The sequence below is a fragment of the Ferruginibacter profundus genome (genome assembly GCF_054783275.1).
Genome location: NZ_BAAGQW010000001.1, coordinates 533,760 through 546,982, shown reverse-complemented (window position 1 = coordinate 546,982; position 13,223 = coordinate 533,760). Strand labels below are relative to the sequence as shown.

Here is a 13,223-nt window from a genome sequence, read left to right as displayed (position 1 = left end):
AACCAAAATAAAGGTATGAAAAAAAATCATGCTTATGGACGGAGTTTTGCACCTCCTTCTTTAACGAAGCTGCTTAAAATTATGAAACTAACTTCAATTCTTCTGTTTGCCTGCGCCATGATGGTACATGCCGGAGGTTTCTCCCAGGATGTGAAAGTAACCCTTTCGCTGAAAGGAGTAAAGATGACCACTTTTTTTAAAGCTGTAGAAAAAGAGACCAATTACCGCTTTACCTTTTGTAACGACATTATCCCGTCGGGAAAAATTGTAACCGTAAATGCCAAAGAGACCCCATTATTAGAGGTAATGGATGCTGTAATACTGCAAACCAAACTTAAATACAGGTTTGATGAGGCTTCGGGTGTATTTATTATTTCAGAGAAAAAAGACCCTGTTTCGGATGCTGCATTAATGCGCACCATTACCGGTACCGTAACCCAGGAAGGTGGCGAGCCGCTTGTTGGTGTATCGGTACAGGTAAAAGGAAATACCAAAACCACTACAACAGATAAGAATGGTGCATTTACTATTGAAGTAGATGACAATGCAAAAGTGCTGGTATTCTCCTTTATTGGCATGGCCACACGGGAAGTAAATATCGAAGGCAAAACTACTGTAACTGTAGCAATGTCTTTATTGAACAAGGCGTTAAACGAAGTAGTGGTGGTAGGTTATGGTACACAAAAAAGAACATTGGTAACCGGTGCGGTTTCCAGCGTAAATAGCAAAACATTGAATGAACTGCCGGCATTATCTATTTCGCAGGCACTGCAGGGCCGTATTGCCGGATTGCAGGTAACCAACAACGGTAGTCCGGGTACCGAACCCATTGTGCGGATAAGGGGTATCAGTTCTATCAGCTTTGCCTCAGACCCTCTTTATGTGGTAGATGGTTTTCCTACAGGAGACCTTGCTGCTATTGATGTAAAGGATATTGAATCGGTAGATGTATTGAAAGATGCATCGGCTGCAGCAATATATGGTTCAAGAGCCACCAATGGCGTAATTATGATCACCACTAAAAAGGGTAAACGCAGTGGCAAGATCAGTGTAACCCTGGACTCTTACCTGGGTACACAGGAAGTTACCGAACGCCTTTCTCTTTTAAATACATCGCAATTTATGCAGTATGCAGTTGCTTACAGGGGCAGCCAGGTTCCCCGCCTAACTGCACCCGATATTAACCAACCCATCTACCCGGGAGCAACACAAACCTACGGGCAAACCAATACCGACTGGCAGGATGCCTATTTTAAAAAAGGTGCTATGAACCAGCATAATATTGGTTTAAGCGGTGGCAATGATATTTCACGTTTTTATGCTTCTGCAGGTTATACCAATCAGCAAGGTACAGCACCCGGTGTGGCCTATCAACGGTATAATTTCCGCATTAATTCCGATCATGTTATCAGTAAGATATTCACTTTTGGCGAAAACCTGTATGCCGCTTCCGGCGACCAGGCCTATGATAATAATGAAACCGGCTCCAGGACCAACCTGGTAAATGTTATAAGAATGATGCCGCACATCCCGGTTTATGATCCCACTTCAAATGGTGGTTACAGGGGTGTGGATGCCACCAAAGACGGCGGCGACCCTACCAACCCGGTTGAAGATGCCGCATTGAAAAATCCGGGTAACAGAACTACGGCAAAAATTTTAGGAACTGCTTTCCTGGAAGTTAATTTTACAAAATGGCTTAAATACAGGTCAACCTTTGGCATCGACTATGCCAGTGGATTAAACTACCGCTTTGCCCCTATTTTTAATGATAACGGAGCAATTGCCGGGTCAAGTGCCACACAGGCCACTGTTACCAATAACCGCAATATTTCAACAGTACAATTATTTACCCAGCAATTATCGTTTGATAATACATATGGCAATCACCATATAAATGCCATTGCGGTGTTTGAAGACCAGAGCCAGAAAACAAAGCAGGAAAATGCCAGCGGCAACCAGCCCTCCAACGAATTAAGAACCTTAAATAATGCTACTAACGTTTCGGCTCAAACGCTTATTGGCGAAAACACCCTGTTATCTTACCTGGGTCGTTTAAATTATGATTATAAGAGCAAATACATGCTGAGCGTTGCTGTAAGGCGTGACGGACTTTCTGTGTGGGCACCAGGTAAAAAATGGGCCACCTTTCCTTCTGCCTCAATAGGCTGGAGAATTGACCAGGAAGAATTTATCAGAAGCATGCCGGATATTTCTGAATTGAAATTAAGGGCCGGTTATGGTGTTACAGGCCTTAACGGCCAGGTACTGGGTAATACGCCCTGGTTGGTAAGTGTGGCTTCCAACAGTGCCTACTATCCTTTTGGCGGATCAATTACCGGTGGTGCCGCTTCTTCTATACCCGGGCTGGGAAATACTGACCTGGAGTGGGAAAAAACCAAACAGGTGAACATCGGCCTGGATTTAGGCATCCTTAAAAACAAGGTTACGCTTACAGCTGAATATTATCAAAGAAAAACGGACAACCTGATCTTAAGCGTTCCGCTTCCTCCATCATTCGGCTACCTTACCAGCACTGTAAACCAAAACGTTGGTTCAATGAAAAACAGTGGCTTTGAAGTTCAATTGGGATATAACGACAGGGAGGGCGTTCTCAAATGGTATGCCAGTACCAACCTGAGTTTTGTAACCAACCAGGTTACACGTTTAGCCGAAGGCGTTAGTAATATAGAAGCCGGCGGAAATGCAGATTTTGGTTCTTATAATATTACCAATACTGCGGTTGGCCACCCTATCCAGGCTTTTTATGGCTGGGTGACAGAAGGCATTTTTCAAAACGCAGGCGATATTGCCAAGCATGCCAAACAAAATGCAGGCACAGCCCCCGGCGATATTATGTTTAAAGACCTGAATGGTGATGGCGTGATTGATCTTAATGACCGCCAGTTTTTAGGCAGCTTTATTCCTAAAGTTACGTATGCTTTTAACCTGGGGGGAAATTATAAGAATTTTGATGCTTCACTTTTCTTCCAGGGCGTACAGGGCAATAAGGTATTTAATGCTACCAGGGTAATTACCGAAGGTATGGTTCGTTTTTTCAATGCCGGTACACAGGTATTGGATGCCTGGACACCAACGCATACCAACACCAATATTCCACGTGCCATTTCTTCTGATCCGAATGAAAATGCCCGTCCTTCTACAAGATTCTTAGAGGATGGTTCATTTATGCGCCTGAAAAATATAATGATAGGTTATACTGTTCCTGTAAAATCTTTGAGTACTTACACCAAAGGCACAGTTAAGAGTTTGCGTATTTATGTATCGGGGCAAAACATCCTTACGTTTACAAAATACACCGGTTATGATCCCGAGGTTGGTAACCGAACTCCTAATTCTTCATTAACCAATGGCATCGACTTTGCGGTATATCCTCAGCCTAAATCATTCCAGGCAGGTATACAGGTGAATTTTTAAATAGTATGAAATTGTAAGTTTTTATAAAACAATTATAACGTTATGAAACAAAACATAAATAAAACAATAATAGCGGCGGCCCTTATACTCAGCTGTATGGCGGGCTGTAATAAAAAACTGGATGTGCTGGATAAAAATAATCCCACCACAGAAAGTTATTTTAAAACTGCATCGGAATTGCAGAACGGCGTAAATTCTGTTTACTCAATATTACGATCTGCCGAACTGGTTGGCAGAGAATGGTTTTTTACACATGATATGAGAGGTGGTGAATGCGCTTCAGGTGGCTCTCAGCTGGAAGCTCCCAGGGCCGAATTGCTTAAGCAACCATCTCCTGCCCCGGCCAACGCTGTGATGTCTAACGTATGGTCCGGTTGTTATCAAATGATCAACAGGGCTAACCTGGTATTAGGTAAAGCGCCGGCAATTACTGATAATATTGCACTCAGAGACCGTACTGTCGGAGAAGCCAAATTCTTAAGAGGATGGGCTTATTTTGAACTGGTATCACAATGGGGCGATGTGCCTTTGTATACCGAAACTGTTACTTCTGCTTCAGGTTTCAGGGGCAAGTCGCCTGCTGCTGATATTTATGCATTTATTATTAAAGACCTTACAGAAGCTGCCTTAGCATTACCTGCCACCTACAGCGCATCTGACAATGGCAGGGCTACAAGTGGCGCTGCCAATGCTTTGCTGGGCCGGGTGCTGATGCAAAAAGGCGATTATGCTGCCGCCAAAACTGCTTTGCTTAAAGTATATGGCAAATATTCGCTGGCGCCTAATTACTCATGGAATTTTGATGGCGATACCAAGGATGACAATAATATAACAGTAGCCACAGGCCATGAGTTTAATTCGGAATCAATTTTTGAAGTGGTATTTGTTGACAAAGGCGATAATAATTTTAACTGGGGCTATAACGGAGAAGGTTCTACCAGTCCTTTAAGCACCGTTCGCAACCAGGAATATGGCATTACCTGGGGTAACGTAATTCCTTCTGACAGATACCTGAATGAATTTGAGGCCAATGATCCAAGGTATAAGTTATCCATATACGAAGAAGGCGATAATATCCTTACCGGTGTTCCTTCGGGGCCATTGAAGTTAACAGCCAGTATGATGAATATTGCTACCAGTATAAAAGGTGGTGTTACACTAAAAAGATTTTTTCGCAAGTATAACATCTACGAATACGTGAATTCCGGTTTTCATCCCGGAGGTATCAACCAGCGTGTAATACGTTATGCAGATGTATTGCTGATGCTGGCTGAATGCGAAGCTGAGATAGGCACTCCCGCTTTAGCAGCAGGCTACATTAATGAAGTACGTAACCGTCCGGGTGTAGCAATGCCGCCAGTGGCACCGGCTACTAAAAACGATGCGCTAAAAGCAGTGATGCATGAAAGGTCCGTGGAATTAGGCGCCGAAGAAGTGGCCAGTATAGATAATCTGCGTTGGAGAAAGAAAGGATACTTCCCTTCTCTTATACCAGAAAGGGTACCGGGACAGGTTGACTTGTTCCCGATTCCTGCAATTGAAACGTCCACTAATCCTTTAATAAAATAAGCAGCGTTGTTTTGGGTAAACAGCAGAGGCTATTTCGGTAGCCTCTGTTTTTTTTGCCTGTGAATTGGCCCGGTATTTTTAAAAGTATAACTTGTAAGCAGCATGAAAAAACTTTTAACTGATAACAACAGTACCATACTTTTTTTTGCAGTCATTCTTTTATTGCTATCGTGTAAGCAGCAACAAAAAAACACTTTGTTTACTGCATTGCCGGCATCCGTATCAGGTATTAATTTCAGTAATACTATCCACGATAATGATTCTTCATATTCTTTCATCAACGAGTTTGGATACATGGGCGGAGGCGTAGGCATCGGCGATTTTAATAATGACGGGCAGAAAGATATTTTTTTTACGGGCAACCAGGTAAGTTGCCGCCTGTACATCAATAAAGGCAATAATCAATTTGATGATATTACCGAAAAGGCCGGCATAGGCACCAATGTATGGTGCACCGGTGTAAGCATTGTGGATATTAACCAGGATGGCTACGATGATATATATGTTTGCGTATTTGGAAAAGACCTGATGCACCGTTCAAAAAACCTGTTGTTTATCAACCAGCACAACCTCACTTTTAAAGAAGAAGCAGCAACCTACGGCCTGGCTGATACCGGATTTTCCACACAGGCAGTATTTGTAGATTATGACAGGGACGGTGACCTGGATATGTACCTGGCCAATTATTTATTGAGTGCCAGGAATTCCAACAGTATTTTTCCACGTGACAAAAGCGGGTACTCCCCTGCCAATGATAAACTCTATCGTAACGATGGCGACAGTGCACATACCGGGCATCCTGTTTTTACAGATGTATCAATGGCTGCAGGTATTAAAGAAGATGGTTACGGCCTTGGTGTTAGCGTAAGTGATTTTAATAATGATGGGTGGCCCGATATTTACGTGGCCAATGATTTTATATCCAATGACGAATTACGGCTGAATAACCATAATGGTACATTTACAAATAGTATAGCTGCAGCAATCCGTCACCAGTCTTATTCCAGTATGGGTGCCGATGCAGCAGACATCAATAACGATGCACTAGCGGATATCATTACCCTGGATATGCTGCCCGAATCCAATAAGCGGAAAAAGACCTCTTTTTCATTCATGAATTACGAACGGTATGAGTCGGAACGGGCCATGGGCTATGAACCGGAATACATGCGCAATATGCTGCAACTGAATAATGGCAACGTAGCAAAGGGTGATACCGCCGTTCCTTTTTTTAGCGAGATAGGACAGTTAGCCGGCATCCAGGCTACCGACTGGAGCTGGAGTGTACTGATGGCTGATTTTAATAACGACGGATGGAAAGATATTCATGTTACCAATGGTATTGGCAGGGATTTTATCAATGCCGATTTTTTAGAATTCAGCAGTAATATTTTTAATAGTGTGCAAACCAGGGAAGAACAGCAAAACGCCATACGAAAAAAATTATCCTCGTTAAAAACAGTAGACCTGCCTAATTATTTATACCTCAATAACCAGGACCTTACTTTTTCCGATGCATCAGACAGCAGCGGCATCAACGAACCTTCTATGTCCAATGGAGCGGCCTATGCCGACCTTGATAATGACGGTGACCTTGATCTTGTTGTAAATAATATAAATAAACCTGCGTTCGTATTTATCAACACCACCAATCAAAAAGACAAGCCATCCGGCGCTCATTTTTTAAGCGTGCAACTACAGGGCGACAGCCTTAACAAAAAAGGCTTTGGTACTAAAATACGAATATACAATAACGGTAAGGCGCAGTTGCAGGAACAAAATCCTGTACGTGGCTATTTTTCATCCGTTGACCAGCAATTGGTTTTTGGATTAGGAAAATATGACCATGCTGATTCGCTGGTGATAGATTGGCCTGATGGTAAAAAACAGGTATTACAAAATGTGAAGGCTGATACTACGTTAACCTTGTCATGGAAAAACGCCAGCGTTAATACCAACAACGCCAATACCGCAGCTTCTTTTCTTTTTTCGGATATTACGGGGGCTTCCGGTTTGGTTTATAAGCACCAGGACAACCCTTTTAACGATTACACGCTGCAACGTTTGCTGCCACAAAAATATTCGCAACTCGGTCCTTTCATTACCACGGGAGATATTAATAATGATGGCAGGGCCGATTTTTTTATTGGCGGGGCATTTAATTTCTCGGGACAATTATTTACGCAACATGCTGGTGAAAAATTCACTTCAAAAAATCTTAGCGACAGTATCAAGTTTGAAGAAGATATGGATTGCATTTTATTTGATGCTGATAAAGATGGTGATAGCGACCTGCTGGTAACCTGCGGGGATATGCAATACGAAGAAAATTCTGTGCACTATAAACCGCGTTTGTATATCAACGATGGCAAAGGCAATTTCAGGCCGCAGCCCAATGCCATACCGGATTCGGTACTAACCATTGCCGGCTGTGTAAGTGCCGGTGATTTTGATGGTGACGGCGATCTGGATCTATTCATTGGGGGCCGGGTTTCAAAAAAATATCCCTTATCACCCAAAAGTTTTTTATTGCAGAATAACCAGGGCATTTTTACTGATGTTACTGCAAAAGTTTGCCCTGCATTGCAAACACCGGGTATGGTTACTGCAGCGGTGTGGACGGATTTTGATAAGGACGGGCAAACCGACCTCGTAATTGCAGGAGAATGGATGGCGGTGCAATTTTTCAGGAATGATCACGGGCATTTGATTGATGCAACGGCATCAACCGGGCTTACTGTTAATAATGGCATGTGGCGTAGTTTAATTGCCACCGACATCGATAATGATGGCGATATAGACCTGGTGGCAGGCAATCTTGGTTTGAACTGCGAGTACAGGGCAAGTGCAACAACGCCCATGCAATTGTTTGCTACAGACCTTGATGGTAACGGCAGCGTTGATCCTTTCTTCTTCTATTATATAAAAAGCGAAGACGGTATCAGGCATTCTTACCCCGCTATCAGCAGAGGCCGCTTTGCCGACCAGGTGCCGGCGATAAAAAAACAATTTCTTTTAAACGAAGATTATGCGCATGCTACTTACGAGGAAATTTTTAAAGGCAAGGCTCCCGAAAAAATACTTCAGTTCCGTTGCGATGAAACAAGAACCTGTTATTTTGAAAATACGGGGAACGGCAAATTTATCAAACATGCGTTACCGGTAGCCGCACAATTTGCACCGGTAAATGCCATTATTTGCGACGACCTGGATAATGACGGTTATAAAGATATTTTACTGGCAGGCAACGAATACCAGGCGGAAGTGATGACAGGAAGATACGATGCTTCTTATGGTTGCTTCCTCCGGGGCAGCAGTAATAAAACCTTCACTTCGGTTGCCCCGGCTACCAGTGGCTTTATTTTAAATGGCGATGTAAAAGATATGTCGCTTATCCGTTTGGCAAACGGAGAAAAAATATTGGTGGCCGCTGTAAATAATGACTGGATGCAAGTATTCAGGATAGGTACGGCCTTAAAAAAAACGAAATAGAATGATCTGCATAGTGTAACGTTAAAACGTACAAAAAGTAATACCCGTTTTCTTTGCAAACCCGTAAATCACCAGTTGCAAAGAAAACGGGTATCTGTTTATACAAGGAAACATATTAAAATTTCATGCGGCTATCCAATACAATTCCATCCGGGTTGATCATTTTACTTTTACACTAATTTTTATTTGTGTAAAGGAGTGCGGGGGAAAAGTACAGGTAAGCTTATTGTTTTTTACATCGATAGTAGTTACCACCGGTACATACTCATTTTGTTTATCAAATACAAAACCTTCCTGTAAATCCTTTCCGGTGATGAGGCTGGCTTCTGCCTTACCGGTAAAATCTCCCGAGGTATTTGCAATTTCTGATGTAATGGCTTTATCCTTATGCCGGTTTACCACATTAATAAACACCGTATTGGTTTCTTTGGAATATGTGCTGGTTACATCTAAATAAGGTATGCCTTTGTATTTTTCTGTATTGAACGTATCACAGGCTACATAAGTGTCAACAGATGTACCAAGACAGTTGTTGGAGTAGGCTTTGAAAATATAAAATAAGGGTGATTTAAAAGTACCTTTCTTCGGGTCGCCGGACAGTAGCGAGGTTAGCATGGTGAAGTTGCCCATTTTCACCACATCGGCATGACGAATAAAAGAATTGAATGATTGCGCCACAGGCAAAACACTCATAAAGTTTCTGCCAAATGACCCCCATTCATCTACAGAAAGATAAATCGGATTTTTAAAACCCTGTGTGTTGCTGACGGCTTCTATTTCCGCGGCCGTTATTTTTATCCTGTCATCAAAAATTCTTGCACCGTCCCCCATATGAGTATAATAGTCGGTTGAATTTTCCCAGTAACTATGGATAGAAAGATATCTTATTTTATCGCCGAGGCCCATCAATATTTTACGGTTCCAGTTGTCCCATTCGTTCTTACTGTACCAGGAAGAGCCACAGGCTACAAGGTCGATATTATTATCTACGGCCTGCATGGCTTTGGCGGCTTCTCTTGCCACTTCAATATAATCTTCTGCATTTTTATGGCCCAGTTCCCATGGCTTGCCATCTACTTCATTACCCAGGTCCCATATCTTTACCTTGTATGGTGCAGGATGCCCGTTTTTTGCACGCAGGTCGGAGTAATAAGTGCCTTTGGGATAATTGCAATATTCCAGCCAGTAAGCCGCATCCTGAATGGTACCAAGGCCCAGATTAACGGCCACTATATTTTCGCTGCCGATTGATTTATTTAATGCAAACCATTCATCAGTACCCACCTGGTTATCGTCAATACCACCCCAGGCCATATTGATACGTGCAGGCCGCTGATTTTTGGGGCCAATGCCATCCTGCCAGTTGTACCCCATTAAAAAATTGCCACCCGGCCAGCGCATATTCGTTACCTTTAGTTCCTTCATGGCATCAATATAATTTTTCTTAAACCCGTTTTCATCGGCCAGTGGCGACAATGGATCGTACAGTGTACCGTAGAGTGTGTTTAATTTAGGCGAATCGGGCAATCCCCTTCTGCCACTGATCTGGATGGGTTCCATAAAAACCCCGTAAATTTTAGGATCAATCTGCCCGATGGACCTTTCCGTATCGATCTTAATTTTTGCTGTTTGTGCACTCAGCAGCAACGGCAAAAAAAACAACCCGGTAAATAGTAACTTTTTCATACAACGTTTTTTTTATTTTTATGTGAGCAAATCAGTTGGCAGGGTAACCTGTACCTTATACTTTACTGAAAATATTATTCAAATTTTATCCAGTCAATTTCGGCCTGCCCATTATTTTTCCAGGTGATAAAAATATTTTGCATACCAGGCTGGAATTTTATTACTGGGGCTTTTATTATTTCCATGGCTGTGCTTTTAGGAATATTTATTTCTGCCAATACAGTACCGTTACTACTTCCGGTACGTATTTGCAAAATGCCGCCTGTTTCAGATGCTGCTTTTACTACTGCTTTCTTCAAAGTTTTTTTTCCAAAATCAACACTATTATATTGTACCCATGCACCTGGTTGATTGAAAATTGTTTTCCACCCGGCGAACCTGTTTGTGGTGTCCATAAAATCGATGGCAGTACCTTCATTGCTGATGGCGGAATACCGGTCAAACTGTATTTCTTTTTTTGCATCGCTTATGCCAACACCCCGTAAAGTGGGTATTACTTTTTTAATGGTGCCATCGGCATTAAAAAACAAACTATCAGCTCTTACAGAACGGGCTTTATCAAAACGCGGAGAATAATTTCTATCATGATAAAATAAATACCACTGGTTTTTGAATTGAATTACGGAATGATGATTGGTCCAGCAGCCCGTAGGAGATTCATCCATGATAACACCGGTAAATTTAAATGGCCCCAAAGGGTTATCGCCGGTGGCATATTCCAGTCGTTCAATTTTATTTTCCACATGCGGATATGTGAGGTAATAAATACCGTTGCGCTCAAAAAGATAAGGCCCTTCTTTTAATCCTTTTGAAGGCAGATCGCCTAATGTTTTTACTTCGGAATCCAGCTCCAGCATATTTTCTTTCAGCTTAGCCCCGTAAATGTTTCCGGCTGACCAGTAGAGGTAAGCCTGCCCGTCTTTATCGATAAATACATTAGGATCGATGCCACGAACATCTTTTATGGGTTCCGCCTGCGGCACAAACGGGCCGGTTGGTTTATCGGCAACAGCTACGCCTACCCTGAAACCACGGCCGTATGCAGTTGTATCTTTAGGCGATGTGGGAAAGTAAAAATAAAATTTACCATTGCGCTCAATACAATCCGGTGCCCACATGCTGTAACTGTCTGGCTTTACCCAGGGCACATTGGTTTGCGAAACGATCATGCCATGGTCTGTCCATTCAGTAAGGTCTGCTGAAGAAAAAACATGGTAATCCTCCATACAAAACCATCCCACACGCCCTTTGCCTTCTGTTGCCAGTATATCGTGTGACGGATAAACATACACCCTGTCGCCAAATACTCTTGCAGAGGGATCTGCTGAATACATATTTCGTACAATGGGGTTTTGTGCCCTTACCATGTTTACTGATAACAGTATACAAGAAGTGAGTAACAGCAGCGGGCATTTTACATATTTCATGAGATGTATTTTAATTTAAGCAGGTTAATTAGGTTATTCATTTTGAAATATTATCTGCAATACGGAAGTAGTCAAAATCAGCATAACCGCCCTTTTCTTTAGTGGCGTAATTAAACAGCGCAAACCGGTAACCAATGAACTGCGGAATGGTATACGCCATCTTTAGCTGCGTACCAATCAATGTCCATGATTTTCCATCGAGACTGTAAAAGAAATCAGCCAGGTCTTTTTTGTCGGTAAAATTGCAGTCTGCTTTAAAATATACCATGTTTTGGTTAAGCGGAATAACTGCCGCTTCAACAGGTTTACCTGTGCCGGCATTGATCATTACAACAGATTTGTTGCTGCCGTCTATCCGCACACCCAATAAACCAAATTGCTTTTGTAATAATCCCAGTCCTGCAAAGTCACCGTCTTTCATTTTGGAAACATCAAGCGATATAGTACCCGAACAAACCGGGCCGATAGTGCGCTGTGTGAGTGAATTTCGTGCCAGCAAAAAAGAAGTATCGATCCTTCCTGTTTTTAAACGGAGAAATCCTTTACGTTCTGTAACCGACCATAAACTGTTATCCGGGTTATGATTCCATTGCCAAACCAGCGGCAGTGGTGCTTCATTTTTTTTGCGGGTGAATTCATCTGAAGCCACGATACCCGGAATTAAACTTTTATTGGCGGGCAGTTCCAATGTTTCGGGCACTTTACCATTTATGCCCAGTACCGGCCATCCATCCTGCCACTTAACAGGTACCAGATAAGGAATGCGGCCAACAGACCCGTAATCTCTAAACAGGTATGCGTACCAGTTACCATCAGGCATATCGATCAGTCCACCTTGTGCCACGCCCATATCCTGCAATGCCACCCTTCCTTCCCATGGGCCTGTTATTTTATCAGCACGATGGATAAGTACGGTACGCATGCCACCACGTGGCCACACAATATTGAATAGATAATATTTGCCCTTTATTTTAAAAAGCTGCGACCCCTCTGCTTTTAGCATAATATTGTCTCCCGCCGGCGAACTCGAATTTTCTATCAATACCCGTTCTGTTTCAGATTTTACATCGGTTAAACTCTCATTCATTTCAAATATTCGCAGCTTACCGGCACCGGTAATCAGGTATACTTTACCATCGTCGTCAAAAAAAATCGTATGGTCATGATACGAGGGTTTGAATGAAACTGTTTTCCACGGACCTCTCTCAATATTTTTTGTAGAATAGATATAAGTCTTGCCGGTGGTTTGTGCAAAAGTGGACACATAATAAATACCTTTATGGTAACGTATACAGCTGGCCCATGATCCTCTGCCGTAAGTACTTTTACCATTTGTAAGATTCAGTTCATCCATATTTGCCAATGTATCATAAGCATAATTAACCAGCTTCCAGTTTACCAGGTCGGTGGATTTCATGATGGGTACACCCGGGCTCATATGCATTGTAGTGCTGCTCATGTAATAAGTATTACCAACACGAACGATTGACATATCCGGTACGTCTGCAAAAATCACCGGATTTTTTGCTTTGACATTGTCCTGTGCTATTAAAGAATTCAATAAAATTGTAGTGATAATAAAAGTTAAGCCTGCATATTTTTTCATCGTAC

6 protein-coding genes are annotated in these 13,223 nt (G+C 42.4%); 3 read left to right on the top strand and 3 right to left on the bottom strand.

Annotated features, from left to right (window positions below; translation table 11 throughout):
• Positions 1-15 precede the first annotated feature (15 nt).
• The 3 genes from ACYVM0_RS02085 (at position 16) to ACYVM0_RS02075 (ending at position 8,499) form a co-directional block, all read left to right on the top strand.
• Positions 16-3,438, top strand: a complete 3,423-nt coding sequence (locus tag ACYVM0_RS02085; RefSeq protein WP_460551729.1) for a SusC/RagA family TonB-linked outer membrane protein — start codon at positions 16-18, stop codon at positions 3,436-3,438.
• A 42-nt stretch (positions 3,439-3,480) separates the two neighbouring features.
• Positions 3,481-5,007 carry a RagB/SusD family nutrient uptake outer membrane protein gene (locus tag ACYVM0_RS02080; RefSeq protein WP_460551726.1) on the top strand — a complete coding sequence of 509 codons (1,527 nt, stop codon included), beginning with the start codon at positions 3,481-3,483 and terminating at the stop codon, positions 5,005-5,007.
• A gap of 102 nt (positions 5,008-5,109) precedes the next feature.
• The gene (locus ACYVM0_RS02075; protein WP_460551723.1) at positions 5,110-8,499 is read left to right on the top strand and encodes a VCBS repeat-containing protein; all 3,390 of its coding nucleotides are present in this window, start codon (positions 5,110-5,112) and stop codon (positions 8,497-8,499) included.
• A gap of 159 nt (positions 8,500-8,658) precedes the next feature.
• Here ACYVM0_RS02075 and ACYVM0_RS02070 read toward each other — a convergent pair whose 3' ends face one another.
• From ACYVM0_RS02070 to ACYVM0_RS02060, 3 genes are all read right to left on the bottom strand, one after another.
• Positions 8,659-10,185, bottom strand: a complete 1,527-nt coding sequence (locus ACYVM0_RS02070) for an alpha-L-arabinofuranosidase C-terminal domain-containing protein (RefSeq protein ID WP_460551720.1) — start codon at positions 10,183-10,185, stop codon at positions 8,659-8,661.
• A gap of 74 nt (positions 10,186-10,259) precedes the next feature.
• Positions 10,260-11,612, bottom strand: a complete 1,353-nt coding sequence (locus tag ACYVM0_RS02065; protein WP_460551717.1) for a family 43 glycosylhydrolase — start codon at positions 11,610-11,612, stop codon at positions 10,260-10,262.
• Positions 11,613-11,649: 37 nt separating this feature from the next.
• Positions 11,650-13,218 (bottom strand): glycoside hydrolase family 43 protein, encoded by a 1,569-nt coding sequence (locus ACYVM0_RS02060; RefSeq protein WP_460551714.1) that lies wholly within the window; start codon positions 13,216-13,218, stop codon positions 11,650-11,652.
• Positions 13,219-13,223 lie beyond the last annotated feature (5 nt).

What these genes read in the sequence shown, in the direction of transcription:
- ACYVM0_RS02085 (WP_460551729.1), top strand. Translation starts at nt 16, where the DNA reads ATGAAAAAAAATCATGCTTATGGACGGAGTTTTGCACCTCCTTCTTTA.
- ACYVM0_RS02080 (WP_460551726.1), top strand. Translation starts at nt 3,481, where the DNA reads ATGAAACAAAACATAAATAAAACAATAATAGCGGCGGCCCTTATACTC.
- ACYVM0_RS02075 (WP_460551723.1), top strand. Translation starts at nt 5,110, where the DNA reads ATGAAAAAACTTTTAACTGATAACAACAGTACCATACTTTTTTTTGCA.
- ACYVM0_RS02070 (WP_460551720.1), bottom strand. Translation starts at nt 10,185, where the DNA reads ATGAAAAAGTTACTATTTACCGGGTTGTTTTTTTTGCCGTTGCTGCTG.
- ACYVM0_RS02065 (WP_460551717.1), bottom strand. Translation starts at nt 11,612, where the DNA reads ATGAAATATGTAAAATGCCCGCTGCTGTTACTCACTTCTTGTATACTG.
- ACYVM0_RS02060 (WP_460551714.1), bottom strand. Translation starts at nt 13,218, where the DNA reads ATGAAAAAATATGCAGGCTTAACTTTTATTATCACTACAATTTTATTG.